This is a genomic window from Erythrobacter sp. WG (genome assembly GCF_026586795.1).
Taxonomy (GTDB): domain Bacteria; phylum Pseudomonadota; class Alphaproteobacteria; order Sphingomonadales; family Sphingomonadaceae; genus Erythrobacter.
Genome location: NZ_JAPFGY010000028.1, coordinates 1 through 22710 on the forward strand (window position 1 = coordinate 1; position 22710 = coordinate 22710).

Consider the following 22710-nt stretch of genomic DNA (forward strand, 5'->3'; position numbering starts at 1 on the left):
GCGCCGCCTCGCCCACGGCTGCCCTTGCCGGGGCGCCGGCGGCGCTGCTGCGGCGGTGCTCGGGCGGGCGCGGGCGCCACGGGCTTTCGAAGGGATCGAACTGGACGTGCGCGATCGGCACATCGGGCGCCGCCCAGCGATAGACCGCGCGTTCGATGACGTTGCGCAATTCGCGCACGTTGCCGGGCCAGGGATGATCCTCGAGCGCCTCCATGACGTGGGGCGCGAAGCCCGGCCAGCGGTCCCATTCGAGCTCGGCGGCCATGCGGCGGCCGAAATATTCGGCGAGCACGCCGATATCGCCCTCGCGCACCCGCAAGGGCGGCAGGGTGATGACCTCGAAGCTCAGCCGGTCGAGGAGGTCCGCGCGGAACTCGCCCGATGCGGCCAGCGCGGGCAGGTCGTCGTTGGTAGCCGCGACGATCCGCACGTCGACGCGGATCGGGCGCGAGGCACCGATGCGGGTGACCTCGCCATATTCGACCGCGCGCAGCAGCCGCTCCTGCGCGCCCATGCTGAGGGTGCCCAATTCGTCGAGGAACAGGGTGCCCCGGTCGGCCTCTTCGAAGCGGCCCGCGCGGCTCTTGGTGGCGCCGGTGAAGGCGCCCGCCTCGTGACCGAACAGCTCGGCCTCGATCAGCGTCTCGGGGAGCGCCGCGCAGTTCATGGTGACGAGCGGCTCGTCCCAGCGCGTGGAGAGGCGGTGGAGGCGCTCGGCGATCAGCTCCTTGCCCGTCCCGCGCTCGCCGATCACCAGCACCGGGCGGTTCATCGCCGCCGCGCGGCTGGCGCGCTCGACCGCATCCAGGAAGGCCCCCGACTGGCCGATGAACTGGCTTTCGAGCTTCATGTCCAAACACTAGTGAAAATGCCCAATGCTTGGCAATATACCCCAAGGTCCGCACCGTGCATAGCGGGAAAAATGGCGCAAATCGGCCATTCTGCGCATTTGGCACGGCTGATGCAAAACACCCGGCAAGACCGAAACATCTTCACCGGGAGGCCCACCATGATCGACCGCACTGCCGCCAAAGCCAGCTTCTGGAGCTCGAAAGTCGGACACGCCGCCATCGCCAGCATCGCCGCGATGACGATGATGGTGCTCCTGTCCTCGCAGATCCAGCCGGGTGCGGCCGCCGCCGCCCCCATCGCCCACCCCGTCGGCACCGCCGGCGCGCTGGTCGAGATCGCTTGATGGGCGATCCCTTCGATCCCCTCGGGCCGGAGCGTCATGTCCCCCCCGCCGATGCTGCCGATGGCGCCGCGCCCCCCCGCGCGCCTCAGAGCAGCGACGCTCCGGCCCAACCCACCCGCCTGCTGTCCGCCGGACGGCTGTCGCGCCTCGACGAGGAAATCGAGGCCTTGCGCCGCCGCCCGGACCCGGCACAGTCGCGCGGCAACGCCGCCGAGCCGCAGGGCGACCGAGTCGCCGGGCGCGAACGCTCCGGCTCGTTTCTCGATGGAGTAGCCTTCATGGGCATTTTCAGCCGAACTCTCGACATTTTCGCTTCGAACTTCAACGATATGCTCGACAAGGCGGATGACCCCGCCAAGATGATCCGCATGATCATCCTCGAGATGGAGGAAACCCTGGTCGAAGTCCGCGCCTCGGCCGCGCGCACCATCGCCGACCAGAAGGAGATGCACCGCCACTGCGTGAAGCTCGACCGGCTTCAGGCCGACTGGGCGGAGAAGGCGCAGCTCGCGCTGTCGAAGGACCGCGAGGATCTCGCCCGCGCCGCGCTCGTCGAGAAGAAGAAGGCCGCCGACATGGCCGACCAGCTCAAGGCGGAAATCGCCGTGCTCGACGATGCGCTGCGCGCCTACGAGGAGGACATCGCCAAGCTCCAGCACCGCCTGCGCGAGGCGCGCAGCCGCCAGACCGCGATCGCAGCCCGCCTCGAAAGCGCCGAGAACCGCGTCAAGCTGCGCACGCTGATGAGCACCGAGCGCACCGACGAGGCGCTCGCCCGCTTCGACCAGCTCGAACGCCGGGTCGATTATGCCGAAGGCCGCGCCGACGCGCTGCGCATTGCCGAGGAAGGCCCGCCGTCGCTCGCCGATGAAATCGCGGCGCTCGCCGGTTCGGACGCGATCGACGACGAATTGCAGGCCATGAAAAAGGCGCTCGGCAAGGCCGGCGACAGCGAGGGGAAGTAAGACATGGATGGAGGAGAAGTCATTGCCGCTCTGGCGCTGTTCATCGGCGCGCCCTGGGTGATCCTGCACTACATCACCAAGTGGAAGACGGCCCCCACCATCACCAGCGATGACGAGGTGCTGCTCGAGGAGCTCTACAACCTCGCCCGGCGGCTGGACGAGCGGATGGACACGGTCGAGCGGCTGGTCGCCGCCGACGATCCGGGTTTCACCCCGGCCCGCCGCCTGATCGCCGATCAGGAAAAGGACAACCAGCAGCTGCGCGAACTCGAGCAGCTGATCGCCGAGAAGAAGGGAACCCGCGCATGAACACGCCGCGCACCACGCTCTACCGCGACAAGCACAACGCCAAGCTGATGGGGGTGTGCTCGGGTATCGCCGATTACACCGGGGTCAACGTGCTGTGGGTCCGGCTCGGCACCTTGGCGCTATGCCTCGGCCTCGGCTGGCCGATCCTCGCCTATTTCGTCGCCGGCTTCGTGCTCAACAAGAAGCCGCCGCACCTCTACCGCGACGCGAGCGAGCAGAAATACTGGCAGTCGGTCCGCCAGAGCCCGAAGCGCACCGCCCGCGAGATTCGCGCCAACTTCCGCGACATCGACCGGCGTCTCGCGGCGGTCGAGAGCCACTACGTCAGCAGCAACCCGCGCCTGACCGCCGAGATCGAGCGGCTGCGCTAATCCTCCTGAACTCGAATAACGGGGACTGAAGCCATGGATCCTGCAACTCTGGGAACGATGATCCCGATCGTCGCCCTCATGATCCCGATCGTCGCCTTGTGGACGAAGCACCAGCAGAAGATGGCCGAGATGCAAGTCGGGGCCACCGCCGAGCAGACCGCCGAGAAGGCCGCGCAGTATGCGAGCAAGGTCCAGCGGCTCGAGGACCGGGTGCAGGTGCTCGAACGCATCGTCACCGACCGCGGCTACGACATCGCCACCCAGATCGAGGCGCTGCGCGACACCCGCCGGGTGGACGACGCCGACGCCGGCGTCCCTCTCGGCCTCGAGAAGAAGGAGCGCGTGTGATGGAGCTCGAGAAGAACCTCCTCATCATTCTCGTCATGGCGGTCGCCGTCGGGGGCTGGCTCATCAACAACTGGATCCGCGCCAAGCATGGCTACGCGCTCGAGGATTCCTGGGGTCGCAAGGTCGAACCGGCCGCCAATGCCGAAAACCTGCGTCTGAAGGCCGAGAACCGCGAACTCCATGACAAGCTCGATGCCATGCAGGACCGCATGATCGTGCTCGAGAAGATCGTCACCGACCGCGGCTATTCGCTGAGCGCCGAGATCGAGGCGCTGCGCGACGTCCCGGCGATCGGCAAGGAGCGCGCGTGATGGAGTTCGCGACCTTCGCCCCCTATATCGGCTACGCGATTGCCGCCGGCTTCGGGCTTGGCGCCATGGGCATCCTCGCCTCGTTCCAGACGACGCGGATGAAGATCAAGAACGGCTACCCGCTCGAAGGGATGTGGGGGCAGTCGCTGAAGCCCGGCTCGGACAAGGAGACCGCGCACCGCGTGACCCTGCTCACCCAGGAAAACGCCGAACTGCGCGCCGAACTGGGGTCGATGAAGGACCGGCTCGCCAATGTCGAGCGGATCGTCACCGACGGCGGCTACCACCTCGGCGCCGAAATCGACGCCCTGCGGGACCGCGCGCTCGCCAATCTGAAGGACCGGGGAGAGGCCTGATGCCCGAAGCCGCGATCATCGCGATCACCCTGATTTCGCTGGCGATCGTGATCGGCATGAGCGGCCGGACGGCCGAGGCGGCCGCGCAATGAGCAGCTGGGCCATCGTCGCGCTGGTCGCGATCCTCATCTGGGGCGTCGTCCAGATCGCCCGTGCCAAGGCCGGGATCATCGAGGACGAGGACGGCAACCAGCAGGCTGTGCCGCGCGGCGATGCCCGGACCGCGGCCGAACTGGAGGCGGCGCGCCGCGAGCTCGCCGAATTGAAGGACCGCGTCAGGGTGCTCGAACGCATCGCCACCGACGCCCATTCCGGCGACGCGCGCGAACAGGCGCGGATCGCCGCCGAGATCGAAGCCCTGCGGGACACCCCCGCGTTGAAGAGGGAACAGAGCGAATGACCACGCTGCTTATCGATCCCATCCTCGTGCTGACCGCCGGGAGCCTGATCGGCCTCGCGCTGGTCGCCGCCGCGCTGCTGCGTGCCTGGGCGGGCTGGCTGGAGCTGAAGCGCCAGGAGCTCGACCGCGCCGCCGTCCGCGCCCCGCAGGACGAAGGCTCGGGCCTCGGCACCGCGCGCATCGAACTCGCCGACCTCAAGGAGCGCATCCGCAAGCTCGAGGCGATCGCGAGCGGGGTCGAATTGTGAGCGCGGTGCGCAACACCGCCACCCAGGCCGGCATCGGCCTCGGCAGCGCGATTGCCGTGGCGATCAGCTGGAGCCTCCACAAGTCGGTGGTGTGGGCGGCGATCCAGGGCTTCTTCGGCTGGTTCTACGTCGCCTATTACGTGCTCACCCGGCCCGGTGGGATCGGGGGCTGAGGGCACGCCAACCCCGTTCGTGCTGAGCTTGTCGAAGCACCGTCTTTTCTTCTAGGGCAGCGCCGAAACAACAGAACGGCCCTTCGACAAGCTCGGGGCGAACGGAGTCTGTCTTGCGCACCCTTTCCGACATCCTCGACGAGTACGAATTCCTCGAAGGCGACGAACGCTACGGCCTCCTGATCGAGCTGGGCCGCACCCTCGAGCCGATGCCCGATGCGCTCAAGACCGACGCGACGCTGGTGCGCGGCTGTTCGGCCGCCGTGTGGGTCTACCCGGCCGGGAGCGATCCCGCGCGGCTTCACTTCCTCGCCGACAGCAACGCCGCGATCACCAAGGGGATCGTCGCCCTCGTCATCGCCGCGGTGCAGGACCGGCCCGCCGCCGAGGTCGCGCAGATGGACGTCATGGCCGCGCTCGCCCCCTTCGACCTGAAAAACCAGCTCTCCAGCAATCGCACGCAAGGCGTGCCCAACATGATCGCGCTGGTGAAGGAACACGCCGCCCGCCTCGCGGCTGCCTGAGCCGCTTTTGGCGATCGCCCCGAACGGGCGTATTCTCCCGGCGGGAGCGCAGCGGCGACGAGTCGCTGCGCGGGAGGGGAAACAGGCCATGCTGGGACAAGCGAAACCCGTCTGCTTCGTGCTCACGTCCGACATCGCCCGGGCGCGCGGCTTCTATACCTACACGCTGGGCCTCACCGAGACGGGGGACGATCCCTATGCGGTGAGCTATGACCTTGCCGGCACGCTGATGCGGCTGACCAGTGTCGAGGGCCATCAGGCGGGCCCCCACACGGTGCTCGGCTGGCAGGTTGCGGACATTGCTGCGGCGGTCGACGCGCTTGCGGAAAAGGGCGTTCCTTGCGCGGTCTACGAGGGCTTCGGTCAGGACGCGCGGGGCATCTGGACCGACCCCGGCTCGGGCACGAAGATCGCGTGGTTCTTCGATCCGGACGGCAACAATCTCAGCCTGACGCAGTTCGGCTAGAGCGGTCTCCGACCTAAAGGTTGCGCCCCACCACCTCGTAGGCGTCGCTCCCGGCGCCGACGGAATCGCGCACCACCGCGACGCCCGCTTCCTTCTGCCGCTTCAGCTCGGCCTTGAGTTTCGCCGGATCGCGGGCGAAGACGAAGCCGAAGCTCACCCCGCCCTCCTTGCCGATCGTCGCGTGGTGGAGCTTGTGCGCCTGCACCAGCCGCTTGGCGTAGCCCTTGCGCGGCACCCACTTCCAGTAGCGCTGGTGGACGAGCCCGTCGTGGACCAGCGTGTAGATCACTCCATAGAGCGTGATGCCCACCGCCACCCACCACAGCCATTCGACCCACAAAGAGCCGATGATGTAGAGCGCGGCGTTGATCGTGCCGAACACGACGGCGAACAGGTCGTTCTTCTCGAGCACATTGTCGTGCGGCTCGTGATGGTCGCGGTGCCAGTCCCACCCCCAGCCGTGCATGATATACTTGTGCGCCACCCAGGCGAAGATCTCCATGCCGAACAGCGCGGCAAAGGTGACGGCAGCGGCTTCGAGCCAGCTCATTTACGAGGCCTTTTCAGTCAGTCTGTCGATCCGCCCCACCCCGGCGCGGCGCGCGGCGGGCAGGGCCCACCACGGCACGTCGGGGCGGCGGTGATGTTCGAGGTGATAGCCGAAATGGAAGCAGGTGGCGAGGCTCGTGAGGGTACCGAAATCCTCGCTGCGGGTGTTGTGGAGATCGGAAAAACGGTCCGCCGCGGCCGCTTCGGCAAGGTGCCGGTGCGGGCGGAAGGTGCCGAAATAGAACAGCTGGAGCGAGGAGCCGAGCGCCGGCAGGCCGTAGAGCAGCACGATCTGCGCCATCGGCACGTCCAGCACCAGCCAGTAGATGCCCACCACGGTGTGGACGAAGAGGATCGAGCGCCAGCCGAAATAGCGGCGGAAGAAGGTCGCATACCAGCGCCAGAAATCGGCCGGGTGGTGCTCGTCGAAGTCGGGGTCGCCCGGACGCCCGGCCAAGCGGTGGTGATCGAAATGCGCATTCCTCAGCTGCCGCCATCCGAAGCCCGCGTAGAGCGCCAGCAGCACCGCGCCGATCGCGCCGTTGACGCGCCGGTGCCCGGGCACGAGGCTGCCGTGCATCGCATCGTGACAGACGATGAACACCCCCACCGAAAGCCAGCACTGCACCGCCGCCATCACCACCGCGACCGGCCAGTTCTCCCAGGTCAGTTCGAACACGAACATCCCCCAGGCATGGATCGCCAGCCAGCTCCCGGCGATTGCCAGCGCGAGGGCAAGGCCGGCGACACGCTGGAGCCGCCGGTCGGGCAAGGCGAAGCGGGCGTTCATTGCGCGGAGGATACGCAGGCGCGGGTCATGCGGATGCTATAGGCGAGCGGCGGCGCGTGGCAAATCATCTGTGTTCATGATCCTCCTTGCGCAGCCCGCGGGGTGCGATGGTCGGTGGCCGGGGCGGGGCCGCGCGGGTGTCATGCGGCGGTGCGCTGATCGAGGTTAGGGCCATGGCGGCCCCAGCGGCGATGATCGGCGGTCTACGGGAAAACACGCAGGAGACCATGCGCCATGCAATTGAAGCCGCTTGACCAGCAGACCATCGTCATCACCGGCGGATCCTCGGGGATCGGCCTTGCCACCGCCCGCATCGCCGCCGCGCGCGGCGCCAATGTCGTCATCATCGCCCGCAGCGCCGAAGGGCTCGAGACCGCCGCGCAAGGCATCCGTGCCGAGGGCGGGCGCTGCGACACAATCCAGGCCGATGTCGGCAGCCGCGAGGACGTGGCCGCCGCGGTCGAAGAAGTGATCGCCCGCCACGGCGGCTTCGACACCTGGGTGAGCAACGCCGGGGTCGGCGTCTATGCCAAGCTCGAGGAGCTCTCCGACGAGGATCACCGCCAGGTGTTCGAGACGAACTACTGGGGCGTCGTCCACTGCGCCACCGAGGCGCTCCCCCACCTCAAGGCGCGCGGCGGGGCGCTGATCACGACCGGATCGATCTCCTCGCAGATGCCCGCCCCGGTGCTGTCCTCCTACACGGCGAGCAAGTACGCGGTGAAGGGCTACATCGATTCGCTGCGGCTCGAACTGATCCACGACAAGGCGCCGGTCTCGGTGACGCTGATCCAGCCCTCGGGGATCAACACGCCGTTTGCGTCCCACGCCTTGAACCAGATGGACGAGGCCGCCAAGGTCCCGCCTCCGGTCTATTCGCCCGATCTCGTCGCCGAGGCGATCCTGCGCGCGGCGGTGCATCCGACCCGCGACATGATCGTCGGCGGCGCGGGCCGGGCGATGACGCTCTTCGCGCGGCTTGTGCCGGACCTCGCCGATCAGGTCTTCGCGCGCGCCTTCTTTGCCACCGCGCTGCGCAAGGGCGAGCCCAATCGCAGCGATGCGGCGGGCTTCAGCAGCGGCGGGAGCGAGGGGCGTGTCTATGGCGACCAGTCGATGCGCCAGACCAGCCTCTACACCTTCATCCGCTCGAACCCCATCGCCTCCCTCGCCGGGGCGGCGCTGGCGGCAGGGGCGGCAGGCGTGATGAGCACCGCGCTCAAGCGCCGCTGAGGCGTCAGAACAGGTCGATCTTGAGCGCCGCGCTGCCCTCGGTCGGCGCGGCGCTCGCGCCTGCCGCGCGGGCCCGCCCGCACCGCGTTAACCCGATCCACAAACTTGTGCGCCATTGAAACGCCGCCGCACCGGCCTCTTCCCTCCCCCCGCCCGCGAGGCGAAAGCAGGGCGGCCCGGATGGCAGGAGCGCGGGGCGATGGCATGAGCGACCTTCCGATTTCCAGCGACACCGCCGCCTTCGAGGTGGCCGCCGTGCGCGATGCGCAGGGGCGGCTGACCGAGCCTTGCGCGCGCGCGGCGCGGGCGATGATGGCGACGCACGGCTTCGTGATCCTCACCGGGCTCTTGTCGCACGCGGAGGCCGACGCGGGCCTCGCGCTGGTGCGCGCGGCGCTCGACGATCCCGAACGCAGCCGCTGCGCCTTCGCCAGCCAGACCGACAACCGCCACCGCCGCCGCGACTTCTGCGCGCTGCCCGCAAGCCCCGAAGTCACCGCCTTCGCCGCCACCCTCGCCCGGCGGCTCGAGGATGTGCTGTCGGCCTATTGCGGGCGCGAGCACCCGCTGCTCGAGGTGACGACGCTGACCAGCTATTTCGGCTCCTCGCACCAGTATATCCACCGCGATCCGCCCGGCGTTATCAGCCTGTTCGCCGCGCTCGAGGACGTGTCAGATGCGCAAGGGGGGACGGTGTTCGTCCCCGGCACGCAGCCAAGCGGCATCGCGGGGCGCCCGCACGATCCCGGGACCCTCGCGCTGATGGACCTCGCCAGCATCGCCTGGAACTGGCGCATCCTGCGGCACAACCTCGCCAAGCTGTGGGCGATGCGGGGGAGCACCGAGGCACCGCTCGGCCCCGGCGAGCTGCGCGACCGGGTGTTCTCGACCAAGTGGGACGAGCACCAGCCCAACCTGCTGCGCTTCCTGATCGGCAAGAACCCGCTGTTCAGCCTCGCGATGCTGACCCCGCCCACATTGTGGCGGCTATGGCGCCATCGCGCCGAACTGCGGCACCGCTTCCGCCTCGTCCAGACCGCGCCGAAGAAGGGCACGGTGATCCTCTACCAGAGCGATATGCTCCACGCCGGCCCCGACAACCGCTCGCCCGCCCCCCGCCGCCTGTTCAGCATGAGCCTCGCGCGCGGGCCGGTCACGGAGAAGATGTGGCATTCCGGCTATTCGCCGCACCCGACGCTGAAGGAGCGGCCGATGAGTTTCGGCGATCTGCTGAATCATCCGGCGGCGCAGGAGATCGAGCCTACTTGGGCTTAGTGCCCTCCCGATATCGCCGCATCGCCTCATCGTAGGCCGCCTTCTCGCGGGCATATTCGGCGGCCTGCGCGTCTGCGGCGGCCTTTGCCCTGGCATAGGCCGCAGCCTCGGCCTCGGCCTTCGCGACCGCCGCGCGGTGGGCCGCGCTGGCTTTTTCGAAGGCCTCCTGATCGGCCTTGGCCTTGGCCTTCATCGCCTCCACCTCCCGGAGCTGCCTGTCCGCTTCGGCGCGGGCCGCGGCGTTGAGGCGCTCCACCTCGGCCTGATCGGTGGCGGCGCCCTGCTCTGCGGGGGACGGGGTTAGCGACGTCGCGGGTGTAAGGGATGTTTTCGGCACGGGCGTTGCGGATTTCGGCCTCGGCCCAGGCCCCCCCGCAGCCGACCCAGGCGCAGCGGGCGAAACGGGCTTCGGTGCGGGATAGCCAGCCGCGCCCCGATCAATCGCGCCGGCATCGAGCGGGACGCGTAGCAGGCGGACCGATAGCCCAGAGATCAGATCCCCGCTATCCTCTTGCGTTTCATCTCCGATACCGTAGCTGGCAACGCGCAAAGCAATGACATAGTCGCGCTTGCGGTGGGGCGTGAGTGTCCAGAATACCGCTCGCTCCACTATGCCTTTGGCGAACTGGTCTTCGACGTCCGAAATCCACGTCGCGCTGTGAACAGCTTTGGCATTGAACCCTGAAGCGTTGCCCACAGGCTTCGACCACTCTGGCCAGCTTACGGGCGCACGCAGCCGATTTCCCGCAGACGAAGGACCGCCCAGAAAATCGATGAGCTTGGCAAAGTCATTCCACTCAGGAACCCTCCAGCCAGCCGGGGCCAGCCCTCGGGAGTCGATGACGGCAAAGTAGTTATAATAGCGACCGGTCACCTCGCAGGGCTGACTTGGATAGCAGAATGACGCCGGACGGCCTGCATTGCCCTCGGCAAAGAATTTCGCGATGTCAGTGAAATGCGGGATCGGATCGCCGTTGCGGAAGCGGTCGATGTTGAGGTTGGTCGCGAGCCATTCCTGCTGGCCGATCACGACCGAGGGCAGGTTGCGGTCGACGAAGATCGGCTCGAAGGGCTGCGTCTTGTCGGAATTGCAGGCCCACACGTTACTGAAGGCGACCTTGGTGGTGCGCTTGGCGATCTCCTCCAGGGCGATGGCATCGGCCGCCTCGCGGGTGGCGGCGAGGCCCCAGCCATAGGCATTGCCCTCTGCGGCATCGAGCGTGCGATAGGCGCCGCAGCCGGAGCCGCTCCAGACCATCACGACCGAGCCCTTGCCGCCCCGGTCGGCGACCTCCTTCAGCGCGCGCGCCTCGGCGGCTTCGCGGCTGGGCTGGTCGTAGGCCCAGCCGAAGATGAAGCCCTTGCTGCGGTCGATCGCCAGCGCGGCGACCTGAGGCCCCTGCGCCTCTTGCGCCGCTGCCGCCGTGCAGAGCAACGTGCCGATGATGAACAGAAGCGAGTGCCAGAACCGCAGCATGTGACCCTCCCCCCGGAAGCGACGCCGGAGGATAGCACCCGCCGGGATACGCACAAGGCGGATCGCGGCCAAGGCGAAGGACGCAAGGCGGCTGGCCGTTTGCAGCGGCTGTCGGGCGAAGGCGCCCTCGCCCTTCACTCCCCCTTGGGGAAGAAGAACTCGCGCAGGTGTTCGCCGATGCGCGCCGGCCGCAGGGTGGCGGCGTCGATGCAGCACCACGAGGACTGCACCTCGGCGAGCACCTCCTCGCCGCGCTTGATGAGCGTCGAGTAGAAGGCGCGCGCGCCGTTGAAGCGCTCGAGCACGGTCTGGGCGATCACGTCGTCCTCGAGAAAGGCGGGCTTGCGATAGGTGATCTCGTGCTTGAGCGCGACCCATGCTTTCGACGCGACATCCTCGGCAGGCGCGAGCTTGTTCCAGTGGGCGAGCACCGCGTCCTGCACCCAATTGAGGTAGCGCGCATTGTTGACGTGGCCCATGAAGTCGATGTCGGCAGGCTCCACCTTGATCGGGTGGAGGAAGGCCGCGGGGCGGGCGGCGGGCGTGGGGTCGAGGAGGCTCGCGTTTGCTGACATGGGTGTAAGCTAGCGCAAGAATGTGACGAAATCCATTAAGCCGCGTGAGGAAATTGTCGCAAGCTTGCCACGGCTCGGCAATCGTGACACTTGGGCCGCACCTTGCGCCCCGAAGTGATGGACCCGAGCATGGCAAGCCGCCCCCGCACCCTCTACGAGAAGATCTGGGACGCCCACGTGGTCGAGACCCGCGAGGACGGGACGGCGCTCGTCTATATCGACCGCCATCTCGTCCACGAGGTGACGAGCCCGCAGGCCTTCGAGGCGCTGCGGATAGCCGGCCGCACGGTGCGGCGGCCCGAGCTGACGCTGGCGGTGCCCGACCACAACCTGCCGACGACCCCCCGTTTGGATTCGCGCGGACTGCCCATTCCCATCGCCGACCCGGAAAGCGCCGCCCAGCTCGCCGCGCTGGAAGCGAACGCGCCCGCCTTCGGCATCCGCTACATCCCCGCGACCGCGAAGGAGCAGGGGATCGTCCATGTCGTCGGACCCGAACAGGGCTTCTCGCTCCCCGGCACGACCATCGTCTGCGGGGATTCGCACACCGCCTGCCACGGAGGCCTCGGGGCGCTCGCCTTCGGCATCGGGACGAGCGAGGTCGAGCACGTGCTCGCGACCCAGACGCTGCTGCTCCAGCAGTCGAAGCCGATGGAGGTGCGGGTCGAGGGCGCGCTCGGGCCGGGGGTTTCCGCGAAGGACCTGATCCTCCACATCATCGGCCGGATCGGCGCGGCGGGGGGCACGGGCTACGTCATCGAGTATCGCGGCGCGGTGTTCGAGGCGATGAGCGTCGAGGAGCGCCTGACGGTTTGCAACATGAGCATCGAGGCGGGCGCGCGCGCCGGGCTGATCGCGCCGGACGATGTGACCTTCGCCTATCTCAGGGGCCGCCCGATGGCCCCGCAGGGCGCGGAGTGGGACGCGGCCGTGGCATACTGGCGCACGCTGCGCACGGATGAAGGCGCGGTCTTCGCGAAATCGGTGGTGATCGACGCTGCCGATGTCGAACCCAGCGTCACCTGGGGCACCAGCCCCGAGGACGTCGTCCCCATCGGCGGCCGCGTGCCGCACCCCGAGGACTTCGCCGACGAGAGCAAGCGCGTCGCGGCGAAGAAGTCGCTCGACTACATGGGCCTCACCCCCGGCACCCCGATGACCGAGGTCGCGATCGAGAACGTCTTCATCGGCAGCTGCACCAACAGCCGCATCGAGGACCTGCGCGCCGCCGCCGCCGTGCTCAAGGGCCGGCGCAAGGCCGACAACGTCAGGTGGGCGATCGTCGTCCCCGGATCGGGCCTGGTGAAGGCGCAAGCGGAGGAAGAGGGCCTCGACCGCATCTTCACGGAAGCGGGCTTCGAATGGCGCGAGCCGGGGTGTTCGGCCTGCCTCGGCATGAACCCCGACAAGGTGCCGCCGGGCGAGCGCTGCGCCTCGACCTCCAACCGCAACTTCGTCGGGCGGCAGGGTCCGGGCGCGCGCACCCACCTCGTCTCGCCCGCGATGGCGGCGGCGGCGGCGGTGACCGGGCGGCTCGCCGACGTGCGCGAATTGGTCTGACCGCGCGCACTTGAAACGCCCGCGCGGCAGGCGCATGGGAGTCGCATGAGCGAGAAGAGAAAAAGCAACGGCAACAAGACCGCGCTGGGCGCGGCAGCCATCGGATCGGCGGCAGTGGCGGCGGCCCTGCTCTACGCGGGACGGCGCTTCACCAAGAAGAAGCCCAACGAGCCGACCCAGCCCGGCCCGATCCCCTCGGGCGAGCCGCCGCAGACCGATTGAGGGCGCGCAAGCCATGCAGCCCCTCACCCGCGCCCAAGGCCGCGCCATCCCGCTCGGCCTCAAGAATGTCGACACCGACATCATCATCCCCGCCCGCTGGCTGAAGACGATCAGCCGCGAGGGGCTGGGCCAAGGCGCCTTCGAGACGATCCGCGCCGAACCCGGCAATGTCTTCGACGATCCCGCCTACGCCGGCGCCCCGATCCTCATCGCAGGCGACAATTTCGGCTGCGGATCGAGCCGCGAGCACGCCGCCTGGGCGCTTGCCGATCTCGGCATCCGCGTGGTGATCGCGCCCTCCTTCTCGGACATCTTCTCGGGCAACGCGGTCAAGAACGGAATCCTGCCCGTGGTGCTGCCGCAGGATGCGGTCGACCGGCTGCTGGACGCGGCGCGCGAGGGTCTGGAGATCAGCGTCGATCTCGAAGCGCAGACCGTCACCACCCCCTATCAGGACCGTTTCGCTTTCACCCTTGACCCGTTCCGCCGGCACTGCCTGCTGAACGGCCTCGACGAGGTGGGGCTGACCATGGCGCGGGGCGAGGCGATCGCCGCCTTCGAGGCACAGCGCACCGCCGCCCGGCCGTGGCTGATGCGCGGCACCGCCGCCTGACACATCACAAATACAGGGAGGACCACCATGAAAGCCATCCGCACCCACCAGACCGGCGGGCCCGAGACCCTGACGCTCGACGAGATCGACACCCCCACCCCGGGCAACGGCGAGGTGCTGGTCGCGGTCAAGGCCTGCGCGATCAACTATCCCGACGGGCTCATCATCCGCGACATGTACCAGTTCAAGCCCCAGCGCCCCTTCTCGCCCGGCGGCGAGATTTCGGGCGTGATCGAGGCGGTGGGCGAAGGGGTCGAGGGCTTTGCCGTGGGTGACCGGGTGATGGCCGGGATCGGCAATGGCGGCCTTGCGGAAAAGGTCGTCGTCGCTGCCGGGCGGATGTTCAAGGTGCCCGACGGCGTGCCGTTCGAGAAGGCGGCCAGCCTGCTGATGACCTACGGCACCACGATCCACGGCCTCAAGGACCGCGGCCATATCAAGGCGGGCGACACCGTGCTGGTGCTCGGCGCGGCGGGCGGCGTGGGCCTCTCGGCGGTCGAGCTTGCCAAGGCCTTCGGCGCGCGCGTCGTCGCGGCCGTTTCGTCCGAGGCGAAGGGCGAGGTCGCGAAGAAGGCCGGGGCGGACGAGGTGGTGATCTACCCCCGCGAGGCGATGGACAAGGATGCCTCAAAAGCCCTTGCGGACGCCTTCAAGAAGGCCTGCGGCCCCGAAGGCGCCAACATCGTCTACGACATCGTCGGCGGGCAATATTCCGAGCCTGCGCTGCGCGCCATCGCCTGGGAGGGGCGCTTTCTGGTGGTCGGCTTCCCGGCGGGGATCGCCAAGATGCCATTGAACCTCACCCTCCTCAAATCCTGCGACATCTGCGGCGTCTTCTGGGGCGCCTTCACCGCGCGCGACCCCAAGGGCTTCCACGCGCAGGTCGCCGAGCTCTTCGACCTCATGGCCGCGGGCAAGATCGACCCGCTGGTATCGGAAACCTTCCCGCTCGAGCGCGCGGGCGATGCCATCGCCAAGCTCGAGGCGCGCGAGGCGGTCGGCAAGCTCGTCGTCACGATGGATTGATGGCCAAGCCGCGCGGCTTCGCGCTTGAAGCCGCGCCGCTGCCGCTTTATCGCTCCGGCTTGATCGTCACCGGAGGGACACAACGACCATGACCGATTTCAGGGACCGCGAGCGCGCCGAGGAGGCCCACTTCGCGCTCGAGGAGGAAACCGCCTTCCGTATCCTTGCCCGCCGCAACCGGCTGCTCGGCGAATGGGCCGCGGGGCTGATGAAGCTGACGCCCGAGGAAACCGATTCCTACAGGAAGGCGGTGGTCCAGGCCGATTTCGAGGAAGCGGGCGACGAGGACGTGGTGCGGAAGGTGCTCGGCGATCTCACCGCCGCGCAGATCGATGTCAGCGAAGCCGACATCCGCGCCAAGCTGTCCGAAATGGCGGTCGAGGCGCGCCGCCAGCTCTTGGGCGGGGTGTAAGCCCCATGCCGATGAGTGCCCGCGAGATCGAGGATGCCATCCTGGCCGCCCTGCCCGGCGCGGTGGTGGAACTCACCGATCTTGCCGGGGACGACGATCACTGGGCCGCCAAGGTCACCGCTCCGCAATTTGCCGGCCTCAGCCGCGTGGCGCAGCACAAGCTCGTCTACAATGCGCTGGGCGGGCGGATGGGCGGCGTGCTGCACGCCTTGCAAGTGACCACCGCGGTCCCCACCTGATTTTGCATCAACCCCTTGCCGAGAGGCCCAGGCCATCATGTCCGACGTCAATACCCGCATTTCCGATCTCGTCAGCACCAACGACGTGGTGCTGTTCATGAAGGGCACGCCGCTCTTCCCGCAATGCGGCTTTTCGAGCCGTGCGGTCGCGATCCTCGATCATTGCGGGGTCGCCTACGAAAGCGTCGACGTGCTCCAGGACATGGAGATCCGCCAGGGCATCAAGAACTTCTCCGACTGGCCGACCATCCCGCAGCTTTACGTGAAGGGCGAATTCGTCGGCGGCAGCGACATCATGATGGAGATGTTCGAGGCGGGCGAATTGCAGCAGCTGCTCGAGGAAAGCGGCGCCGCCAAGGCGGCCTGATCCGGCAACCCCTCGCACCGGGGCGCGCGTTTCGGCGCGTGGCGGCCGGGTTCGGCTGTTGGACACCCTACCGGAAAGCATCGCTTAAGATCCTGTCGCAGGGGCGCAATCCCGTTGCGCGCCGCTGGCGGACCGATGGCGGTTGGTGAACCCCTGCCAGACCCCTGCCAAGGGCCTGCCAGCCGCCGCAAAGTTGCGCCTTGCCCGTCGCCAGACCCCCTCTAGCCCGTCCCAGACCCCGGCTTGCCGACCTTTGCGGCCATGTTTCACGTGAAACATGGCTTCTTCGGCAGCCCCAACGAAAAAAGCGCTCCGCAGGACCAGTGCGGAGCGCTTTATCGGATCGGGGAGGCGCCGTCCGGAGACCAGGGGGGCGGCGCCTCTCGATGAAGACCATTGGGACCGCTTCCGGATATGCAGGGCGCGTGCCAAACTCGGGAATTGCCGGAATTCCGCGCTTTTTCCGGTTCGCTTCGTGTGGCTCTGCGAGCGGGTTGTAAAGCATCCCGACACTGTCCGGGCGAGCCGGGCGGCAAGCCCCTTGGCAAGCGCCTGCCGCAAGGCCATCCTTTGCCGCAATGACCAGCGATTCCGCTCCTGAGGGCATCCCCGCCGCCACCATCATCATCTTCCGCAACGCCAAGGGTGGCGGGGCCCCCGAAGTGCTGATGACGGTCCGCTCCAAGGCGATGACCTTCGCGGGCGGCATGGCGGTGTTTCCCGGCGGACGGGTGGATCCGGCGGATTTTTCCCTCGGCGAAAAGGTCGCGGCCCAACACGGCCTCGCCCCCGACGAGGCCGCGCACCAGATCGCGGCGGTGCGAGAAACGCTCGAGGAGACGGGCCTCGCGCTCGGTCTGGCAGGCGACATCACGGGCGAGAAGGCCGCCGCCGCCCGCGCGATGCTGGCCGAAACCGGCGCCCTTGCCCCGGTGCTCGACGCCTTCGGCTGGCGGCTCGACCTTGCCCAGATCACGCCGTTCGCTCGCTGGTTTCCCAAGAACGAGAACATCGCGAGGGTCTACGACACCCGCTTCTACCTCGCCGATCTCGGCACGGGAGCGGTCGAGGTTTCGATCGATCAATCTGAAAACACGCGGCTTTTCTGGACGACGGCGCAGGGCGCGCTGGAGGCGGCGGCGCGCGGCGAGATCAAGCTGATCTTCCCCACCCGACGCAACCTCGAACGCCTCGCCCTGTTCGCCAGCCACGCCGAAGCCCGCGCCCAGGCCGAGGCGATCCCGGTGCGCACGATCACCCCGCGGGTGGTCGAGGAGGGGGGCAAGCCGTGGCTGACGATCCTTGCCGATGCGGGCTATCCGGTGACCGCCGAACTGCTCGAGACCGTCTCGCGCGGCTAGGCCGAAGGGCTGCCTCTCACGGCTATCAGCCTCATATCATTGACATTCGTGCGGGTCGGCCCGGTGACGACGAGCGTGCCCCGACGGGCGAACAGGTCATGGGTGCGGTTGGCCGCCAGCGCCCCCTCGCATTCCTGCGCGGGCGCACGATGGGCGGCGTCGAACCAGCCCCCGGCATTGTCCTCGGTCCCGTCGATCCCGTCGCTGTCGCAGGCGAGCGCCGCGATCGGCACGCCCTCGGGAAGCGCGGCCATCAGCCCGGCGAGATACTCGAGGTTCGGCCCGCCCCGCCCGCCCTTCGCCCTGACCGCGACGGTCAGCTCTCCGCCCGAAACAAGGAGGCAGGGCCCGCCCGCCGCGAGGTGCCGCAGCGCAAGCGCGGCATGGTCGCGCCCGGTGGCGGCGGCATCGCCCGTCAGATCGTCGCCGATCCGCACCACGCGCCAGCCCCGCAAGGAGGCCGCCTTGCTCGCCGCATCGAGCATCGTGCGCGCCGTGGCGACGAGGTGCACCGGATGGGGCGGGACCGGAGGCGGGACAGCGGCGCGGATCAGGCCGGCAAGGCTATCCTCCACCCGCCAGCCGCTGGCCAAGAGGATGGCGATGGCACGCTCCGGTTCGAAGGGGCTGGCGATGCTCGGCCCGGAGGCGACAGTGGCCGGATCATCGCCCACCACGTCGGACATGACGAAGCTGTGCATATCGCCCGCCGCCGCCCGCGCGGCAGCCGCAAGCCGCCCGCCCTTGACCTGGCTGAGGTGGCGGCGGACGCAGTTGATGTCGGCGATCGCGGCGCCCGAGCGGACGAGGTGATCGGTGATCCGCGCCTTCTCGGCCAGCGACAGGCCGGGGATCGGATCGACCAGCAGCGCCGAGCCCCCGCCCGAGATCAGGAACACCACCCGGTCGCCCGCGCGGGCGGTGGCGGCCAGCGCGCGCAGGCGCCGGCCGGCGGCAAGGCTCGCGGCGTCGGGGACCGGGTGGCTCGCTTCGATCACCGCGATCCCGCCGGTGGGCGCCCGCGCCCTGTGGCCCTTGCGGGTGACGATGCAGCCGGTGACCTCGCCCGGCAATTCGGTGGCGGCGACTTCGGCCATCGCCGCGGCCGCCTTGCCGCAACCGAGCACAATGGTGCGGCCCCGGGGCGCCGCCGACGGCAACCTGCCGGACAGCGCCGCCTGTGCGCTGGCGGCGACGAGGCCGGCGTGGAAGATCGCGACAAGTTCCTGGTGCAGCACCACCGCCTCCGCTCGGTCCGAGGAAGGCTGACGCTCTGGCACCGGGAGGGGCTGCGGCACAAGCCCCGGCAGGCGCCGCCCTAGGAGAGCCAGCGCGCCGCCAGCACTGTCCCGCCGCCCGGCGCGCGCAGCACCAGCGCGTAGCGATCTGCCCCTGCGACGGCGAGCCGTTCCGGGCCGATCGCGACCTTGGCCGGGCCGCCCGTCCAATCGGCAAGCCGGGTCTCGGCGCGCAGCACGTTGGCATAGCCGACCTTCCGGCCGCCGTTCTCGCCGCTGCCGATCGCGACCTCGATGTGGCGCTTCACCGCGATGAGCACGAGCTCGGCCGCGCCTGCGGGCTTGCCGGACAGGTCGATCGCGTAGCCCCCTGCGCCGTTCTTCGCGACCGCGATGCTCGCCCCGCGATCCCCGCCGGCCCGGCGGACGGCATCGGCGATGTCATCACCGCGCGAACCGACCACGCCGATGCGCCCGTCAACCACCAGCTGCGGCGTATAGACCCCGTTGGTCCCGCCCAGCCCACGGCGCGCGTAGTTCTGCTGCAAGACCGTGTTGCTCTCCCGGCCGAGGGTGTCCTTCCAGCCGAGGCGGTCCCAGTAGGTCACGGGGCGGGTGATCACCACCAGCCCGGGCTCGCCAGCCAGCGTCTCGGCCAGGGCATCGGCGGGCGGGCAGGAGGAGCAGCCCTGACTGGTGAACAGCTCGAGCAGCACCGGCGCGGCGCTGGCGGCGATCAGCGGCTTCTGCGGGGCCGGGCTGGCGGTGTGAGGCAGCGCGAAAGCGCCCCCGGCGAGCGCGGCAAGGCCGCCGATAAGCACGATGAAAGTTCGGGTGCGGGTCATGGCGGGTCTCTTTCTCCGGTATGCAGCCGGTGTTTCGCTCCGGCACCGGGCAAGGTTACCCGGCTCCGATATCGGGCCGAACGTCTTCCCTGAGCGCTGCAATTCGTCGCGCCTTGGCGGCGAAGGTTACAGCTTGTGAGGAATTCTTTTCGCTATATGCCTCGCACCATGCACATGTCCGGTCTTTCGGCATTTCCCGATCGGCAGCACCCGCTTGCCTGGCGCGACTGGGCAACGTCGCCGCGCACCCGCGCCAGCGAGCCGCGCGCGGTGGGCGGAGCGATCGTGCAGCGCTGGGAAAGCAGCGCGCGGCGGATGGAGCAACCGCCGCTCGATCATCACTACCTGGTCGTGCACCTCGGCGGCGACAAGCGGGTGACCCGCACCGGCGGGAGCGGCACGCTGGTCAGGGAGGTGCGCCATCGCGGCTATTCCACGATCGAGGCCGGGCAGTCCTATTCCTGGCGCACCGAGGGACCGATCGCCTTCGGGCACATCTATCTCGAGCCGCGCTGGTTCGCCGAGACCATCGGGGCCAACTTCGAGCGGGACCCTGCGCGCATCGAGCTGCAGGAGGAGGTCGGCGCTTTCGACCCGCTGATCGGCCAATTGCTCAGCGCGCTGGTCCATGCCGGCGCGGCCGACAATGCCGGCCTGATGCAGCAGGAGGCCGCGCTCGAGGCGGTGCTGTTCCGGCTGTTCGAGCGCCAGGCGGCCGCGCCCATAGGCGAGGAACGGATGCTGATCACCGCTGCCAGCGTGCGCCGGGTGCGCGACTACATCGCGGCCCATCTCGATAGCGCGCTGACCCTCGACGAGCTCGCGCGGATCGCCGGCTACAGCCGCTTCCACTTCGCCCGGGGCTTTCGCGCCGCGACCGGGCTGCCGCCCTATGCCTACCTGCTGCGCCAGCGCATCGCGCGCGCCTGCGAGATGCTCGAAAGCCGCGACGTGCCGATTTCGGGCATCGCCGCGGCCACCGGTTTCGCCACTCACGCGCAGTTCTCGAGCCGGTTCCGGCAGGTCACCGGCATCGCCCCGAGCGCCTATCGCGAGATGCTGCGCTAGAAGCCCTTCACCAGCTGCACCGTGAAGCCTTCCCGGAACGAGCGGCGGGAATCGGTCAGCGGGATCTCGATGCCCGCCAGCAGGAACAGGTTGCCGCCAAGATGCGTGCGCACGCCGGGGGTGACCGAGACGAAGTCCGGCCCGTTGGAGAACGCCCGATATGTGCTCGCGACATACCAGGTGAGGTCGCCCAGCGGTGCCCGGTCGTGATCGGTCACGGTCTGGCCGATCGCGCCGTTGAGGATGAAGCTTTCGGGCACGCCGCTGTCGGGGAAATCATAGGCGACCCGTCCGCGGAACGAAAAGCCGCTGCCGATGTCGGTGAAGAGGTTCAATTGCGGCTGCGCGGCGAACACCGAATTGCCGAGCCGCGCCGATCCGGTCGGCAGGCGCCAGCCGACCCCGGCGTTCAATGAGACGTTGCGCTTCTCGACCAGCATCAGCTGGGTGTTCAGCGTGACGTCGCCAAAATTCGAACGCCCGGCCCGTTCCTGGTAGAAGGGGACCTCGAGCCCGGCCCACAGCCGCCGCGTGAAGGGATAGTGAAACCGCGCAAGGCCCTGGTGGAAGTCGGGCCCGTCGGCATCGACATAGGTATAGGCGAGGTGCACCTCGCGGGTGAAGAAGCCGTCGGCCGTGCCGAGCCATCCTTGCCGCGGGGCGCCGCTCGCACCGTTCGGCACCGGCACCCACTTGGCGAAGAGCTCGGTGCCGAAGGGTTCGGAGCCCAGCGGGGTCCACCCGCCCTCCCCGCCATCCGCCTGCGCTGCCGCCGCCGCCGCCGCCGCCGCCGCGACCGCTGTCGGAGCGGCGGTGGCGGCAGACGCAGCAGCAGCAGCAGCAGCAGGCTTGGTCAGGACGATCTCGGAGCGCGGCGGGGCCGCAGCCTCGGCGTTCTCGGCCTCGTGCGCCGATGCCGGCGCGACGTTGCAGGCGACGAGCGAGGCGGCCAGCAGAGCGATGCTGCGGGGGGTGGTCTGCGACATGGATCGAGGCTCCTTGAATGATGGATGCAAGGCTATCCATGCGACCAAAGGGGCGGCGCGATCTTGTCAGAAATCCGAAGGCTTTGCGGCAAACCCGCACCGTCTCGGCGCGGGGCCTGCGGGCAGTGCTCAGGCCCGCACGGCGCGGCGGTAGCGGCCTGGCGAAATGCCGATCTCGCGGCTGAAGGCGGCGGTGAAATGGGCCTGGTTGGCAAAGCCGCATTCGAGCGCCAGCTCGGCGAGCGGCATCGGCCCCTCGGCCAGCAGACGCCGTGCCCGTTCGAGACGGCGGGCACGCAGGAAGTGGTAGGGGGTCTCCCCCGTGGCCAGCTTGAACACGCGCAGGAAGTGGTTGGGCGAAAGCCCCGCCGCCTGCGCGAGATCATCAAGCCCGATGCTCTCGTGGAGATTGGCCTCGATAAATTCGATCACCCGCTTCAGCTTCGCGGGCGAGAGGTAGATGCGCTCCGGCGCGTCATCGCGGGACACGGCATCGCCCGACACCAGCAGCCCGGCGATGGCGCGCAGCAGGCCATCGATCATCAGCCTCGAACCAAGGCTCGGACAGCGCAGTTCGGCCTCGATCAGGCCGAGCAGATGGGCGACGCGCGGCAGGTGCCGGCCGACGATCGGGGCGAGCGCATCGGCGCCCTTGCCCTCGCTCTCCAGCAGCGAGGCGATCACCCCCGGGCGGAAGTAGATGACGAAGGACCCGACCTGCCCGTCGAACAGCATCCGGCTGTCGGCGCCCGCCGGCAGGAAGCGGCACAGGTCGCGGTGGAGCGCATTGCGGTGATGCCTGCCGCAGAAGTCGATCTCGGTGGTTCCGGTGCCGCTGCGGTTGACGAGCAGCGCGTCCCAGTCCTCCTCCTGCGGCGCATCGCAGACAAGCTCGACGGTCCCGGTGGTGGCGGTGCGATGGTGGCGCATGGCAATGACGGGAAGCGAGCCGGTGTCGAAGAAGGTCACTTCGGGCTGTGCCGACCAGTGGATGTTCCGGAAGAACGCGGGGACCCGCTCAGCTCCCACATGAAAGCTCGGTGCTTCAGCCTGTGTCATCGTCGCGCCTCACAGCACCTGCCCGGCACGCTGACCGGACAGATCGACAGGGAAGATGGTACGAAATCTCGCGAGACTTTAACAGGCGCGGGCCATCGCGCTGCCAGAAAAGCGCAAGATTCCGCAAACGTCATTCCAGGTCGGCAGGG

At 68.7% G+C, this 22710-nt stretch carries 32 protein-coding genes; 23 read left to right on the top strand and 9 right to left on the bottom strand.

The genetic code is table 11. The features are described from left to right. On the bottom strand, nucleotides 1-850 hold an 850-nt coding region (locus OPU67_RS13180), incomplete at its 3' end, for a sigma 54-interacting transcriptional regulator (RefSeq protein ID WP_267620340.1). A gap of 159 nt (nucleotides 851-1009) precedes the next feature. Between OPU67_RS13180 and OPU67_RS13185 the strand changes: the two genes are divergently transcribed. The 12 genes from OPU67_RS13185 to OPU67_RS13240 all read left to right on the top strand — a co-directional run bounded on the left by OPU67_RS13185 (nucleotide 1010) and on the right by OPU67_RS13240 (nucleotide 5666). Further along, entirely contained in the window at nucleotides 1010-1195 is a 186-nt protein-coding gene (locus tag OPU67_RS13185; protein WP_267620342.1) for a hypothetical protein, read from the top strand. Then, nucleotides 1195-2160, top strand: a complete 966-nt coding sequence (gene pspA / locus OPU67_RS13190; RefSeq protein ID WP_420709013.1) for a phage shock protein PspA — start codon at nucleotides 1195-1197, stop codon at nucleotides 2158-2160. Before OPU67_RS13185 ends, pspA begins: the two co-directional genes overlap by 1 nt. A gap of 3 nt (nucleotides 2161-2163) precedes the next feature. Continuing rightward, nucleotides 2164-2469 (top strand): envelope stress response membrane protein PspB, encoded by a 306-nt coding sequence (gene pspB / locus OPU67_RS13195; protein WP_267620344.1) that lies wholly within the window; start codon nucleotides 2164-2166, stop codon nucleotides 2467-2469. Beyond that, a complete protein-coding gene (gene pspC, locus OPU67_RS13200) occupies nucleotides 2466-2840 on the top strand; it encodes an envelope stress response membrane protein PspC (RefSeq protein ID WP_267620346.1) in 375 nt (124 codons plus the stop codon). The genes pspB and pspC overlap by 4 nt, the downstream gene beginning before the upstream one ends. Before the next feature lie 33 nt (nucleotides 2841-2873). Further along, nucleotides 2874-3188: a hypothetical protein gene (locus tag OPU67_RS13205; protein WP_267620348.1), complete on the top strand. Its 315-nt coding sequence runs from the start codon at nucleotides 2874-2876 to the stop codon at nucleotides 3186-3188. Next, nucleotides 3188-3499, top strand: a complete 312-nt coding sequence (locus tag OPU67_RS13210; protein WP_267620350.1) for a hypothetical protein — start codon at nucleotides 3188-3190, stop codon at nucleotides 3497-3499. Before OPU67_RS13205 ends, OPU67_RS13210 begins: the two co-directional genes overlap by 1 nt. Next, nucleotides 3499-3855, top strand: coding sequence for a hypothetical protein (locus tag OPU67_RS13215; RefSeq protein WP_267620352.1), 357 nt, complete (start codon nucleotides 3499-3501; stop codon nucleotides 3853-3855). The genes OPU67_RS13210 and OPU67_RS13215 overlap by 1 nt, the downstream gene beginning before the upstream one ends. Nucleotides 3856-3943: 88 nt before the next feature. Then, a complete protein-coding gene (locus OPU67_RS13220; protein ID WP_267620354.1) occupies nucleotides 3944-4255 on the top strand; it encodes a hypothetical protein in 312 nt (103 codons plus the stop codon). Next, on the top strand, nucleotides 4252-4503 hold the full coding sequence (locus OPU67_RS13225) for a hypothetical protein (RefSeq protein WP_267620356.1): 252 nt from the start codon (nucleotides 4252-4254) through the stop codon (nucleotides 4501-4503). The genes OPU67_RS13220 and OPU67_RS13225 overlap by 4 nt, the downstream gene beginning before the upstream one ends. Nucleotides 4504-4508: 5 nt before the next feature. Further along, complete coding sequence (locus OPU67_RS13230) at nucleotides 4509-4676, top strand: hypothetical protein (protein WP_267620449.1); 168 nt, start codon at nucleotides 4509-4511, stop codon at nucleotides 4674-4676. 113 nt (nucleotides 4677-4789) lie between these two features. Continuing rightward, nucleotides 4790-5200 (top strand): SufE family protein, encoded by a 411-nt coding sequence (locus OPU67_RS13235; RefSeq protein ID WP_267620358.1) that lies wholly within the window; start codon nucleotides 4790-4792, stop codon nucleotides 5198-5200. 88 nt (nucleotides 5201-5288) lie between these two features. After that, nucleotides 5289-5666, top strand: coding sequence for a VOC family protein (locus OPU67_RS13240; RefSeq protein ID WP_267620360.1), 378 nt, complete (start codon nucleotides 5289-5291; stop codon nucleotides 5664-5666). 13 nt (nucleotides 5667-5679) lie between these two features. Here the strand turns inward: OPU67_RS13240 and OPU67_RS13245 are convergent, their stop codons facing one another. Next, complete coding sequence (locus OPU67_RS13245; RefSeq protein WP_267620362.1) at nucleotides 5680-6216, bottom strand: sterol desaturase family protein; 537 nt, start codon at nucleotides 6214-6216, stop codon at nucleotides 5680-5682. After that, entirely contained in the window at nucleotides 6217-7005 is a 789-nt protein-coding gene (locus OPU67_RS13250; RefSeq protein WP_267620364.1) for a fatty acid desaturase, read from the bottom strand. It lies immediately after the preceding gene. A 234-nt stretch (nucleotides 7006-7239) separates the two neighbouring features. Between OPU67_RS13250 and OPU67_RS13255 the strand changes: the two genes are divergently transcribed. Further along, complete coding sequence (locus tag OPU67_RS13255) at nucleotides 7240-8238, top strand: SDR family oxidoreductase (protein ID WP_267620366.1); 999 nt, start codon at nucleotides 7240-7242, stop codon at nucleotides 8236-8238. A gap of 204 nt (nucleotides 8239-8442) precedes the next feature. Further along, nucleotides 8443-9513, top strand: coding sequence for a phytanoyl-CoA dioxygenase family protein (locus tag OPU67_RS13260; protein ID WP_267620368.1), 1071 nt, complete (start codon nucleotides 8443-8445; stop codon nucleotides 9511-9513). Here OPU67_RS13260 and OPU67_RS13265 read toward each other — a convergent pair. Then, nucleotides 9500-10990 carry an FISUMP domain-containing protein gene (locus OPU67_RS13265; RefSeq protein ID WP_267620370.1) on the bottom strand — a complete coding sequence of 497 codons (1491 nt, stop codon included), beginning with the start codon at nucleotides 10988-10990 and terminating at the stop codon, nucleotides 9500-9502. The two genes, OPU67_RS13260 and OPU67_RS13265, sit on opposite strands and share 14 nt — an antisense overlap. A gap of 134 nt (nucleotides 10991-11124) precedes the next feature. Beyond that, nucleotides 11125-11565 carry an acyl-CoA thioesterase gene (locus OPU67_RS13270; protein WP_267620372.1) on the bottom strand — a complete coding sequence of 147 codons (441 nt, stop codon included), beginning with the start codon at nucleotides 11563-11565 and terminating at the stop codon, nucleotides 11125-11127. A 129-nt stretch (nucleotides 11566-11694) separates the two neighbouring features. Between OPU67_RS13270 and leuC the strand changes: the two genes are divergently transcribed. From leuC to OPU67_RS13310, 8 genes are all read left to right on the top strand, one after another. Beyond that, entirely contained in the window at nucleotides 11695-13125 is a 1431-nt protein-coding gene (leuC, locus tag OPU67_RS13275; RefSeq protein WP_267620374.1) for a 3-isopropylmalate dehydratase large subunit, read from the top strand. Between the two features lie 45 nt (nucleotides 13126-13170). Then, nucleotides 13171-13347 (top strand): isopropylmalate isomerase, encoded by a 177-nt coding sequence (locus OPU67_RS13280; RefSeq protein WP_267620376.1) that lies wholly within the window; start codon nucleotides 13171-13173, stop codon nucleotides 13345-13347. 13 nt (nucleotides 13348-13360) lie between these two features. Beyond that, nucleotides 13361-13960, top strand: coding sequence for a 3-isopropylmalate dehydratase small subunit (leuD, locus tag OPU67_RS13285; RefSeq protein WP_267620378.1), 600 nt, complete (start codon nucleotides 13361-13363; stop codon nucleotides 13958-13960). Nucleotides 13961-13987: 27 nt separating this feature from the next. Then, nucleotides 13988-14986, top strand: a complete 999-nt coding sequence (locus OPU67_RS13290; RefSeq protein WP_267620380.1) for an NADPH:quinone oxidoreductase family protein — start codon at nucleotides 13988-13990, stop codon at nucleotides 14984-14986. An 88-nt stretch (nucleotides 14987-15074) separates the two neighbouring features. Then, nucleotides 15075-15398: a DUF1476 domain-containing protein gene (locus tag OPU67_RS13295; RefSeq protein ID WP_267620382.1), complete on the top strand. Its 324-nt coding sequence runs from the start codon at nucleotides 15075-15077 to the stop codon at nucleotides 15396-15398. Between the two features lie 5 nt (nucleotides 15399-15403). Then, on the top strand, nucleotides 15404-15637 hold the full coding sequence (locus OPU67_RS13300; protein ID WP_267620385.1) for a BolA family transcriptional regulator: 234 nt from the start codon (nucleotides 15404-15406) through the stop codon (nucleotides 15635-15637). A 37-nt stretch (nucleotides 15638-15674) separates the two neighbouring features. Beyond that, complete coding sequence (gene grxD, locus OPU67_RS13305; RefSeq protein WP_267620387.1) at nucleotides 15675-16004, top strand: Grx4 family monothiol glutaredoxin; 330 nt, start codon at nucleotides 15675-15677, stop codon at nucleotides 16002-16004. Between the two features lie 578 nt (nucleotides 16005-16582). After that, nucleotides 16583-17365 (top strand): NUDIX hydrolase, encoded by a 783-nt coding sequence (locus OPU67_RS13310; protein ID WP_267620389.1) that lies wholly within the window; start codon nucleotides 16583-16585, stop codon nucleotides 17363-17365. Here OPU67_RS13310 and OPU67_RS13315 read toward each other — a convergent pair. Both OPU67_RS13315 and OPU67_RS13320 read right to left on the bottom strand, forming a co-directional pair. Next, on the bottom strand, nucleotides 17362-18603 hold the full coding sequence (locus OPU67_RS13315; RefSeq protein WP_267620391.1) for a glycerate kinase type-2 family protein: 1242 nt from the start codon (nucleotides 18601-18603) through the stop codon (nucleotides 17362-17364). The two genes, OPU67_RS13310 and OPU67_RS13315, sit on opposite strands and share 4 nt — an antisense overlap. An 80-nt stretch (nucleotides 18604-18683) precedes the next feature. Then, nucleotides 18684-19448, bottom strand: a complete 765-nt coding sequence (locus tag OPU67_RS13320; protein ID WP_267620393.1) for a DUF1223 domain-containing protein — start codon at nucleotides 19446-19448, stop codon at nucleotides 18684-18686. Between the two features lie 168 nt (nucleotides 19449-19616). Here OPU67_RS13320 and OPU67_RS13325 point away from each other — a divergent pair, with 168 nt between their 5' ends. After that, nucleotides 19617-20516 carry an AraC family transcriptional regulator gene (locus OPU67_RS13325; RefSeq protein ID WP_267620395.1) on the top strand — a complete coding sequence of 300 codons (900 nt, stop codon included), beginning with the start codon at nucleotides 19617-19619 and terminating at the stop codon, nucleotides 20514-20516. Here the strand turns inward: OPU67_RS13325 and OPU67_RS13330 are convergent. Both OPU67_RS13330 and OPU67_RS13335 read right to left on the bottom strand, forming a co-directional pair. Continuing rightward, the gene (locus OPU67_RS13330) at nucleotides 20513-21502 is read right to left on the bottom strand and encodes a transporter (protein WP_267620397.1); all 990 of its coding nucleotides are present in this window, start codon (nucleotides 21500-21502) and stop codon (nucleotides 20513-20515) included. The two genes, OPU67_RS13325 and OPU67_RS13330, sit on opposite strands and share 4 nt — an antisense overlap. Before the next feature lie 129 nt (nucleotides 21503-21631). Next, a complete protein-coding gene (locus tag OPU67_RS13335) occupies nucleotides 21632-22561 on the bottom strand; it encodes a helix-turn-helix domain-containing protein (RefSeq protein WP_267620399.1) in 930 nt (309 codons plus the stop codon). Nucleotides 22562-22710 lie beyond the last annotated feature (149 nt).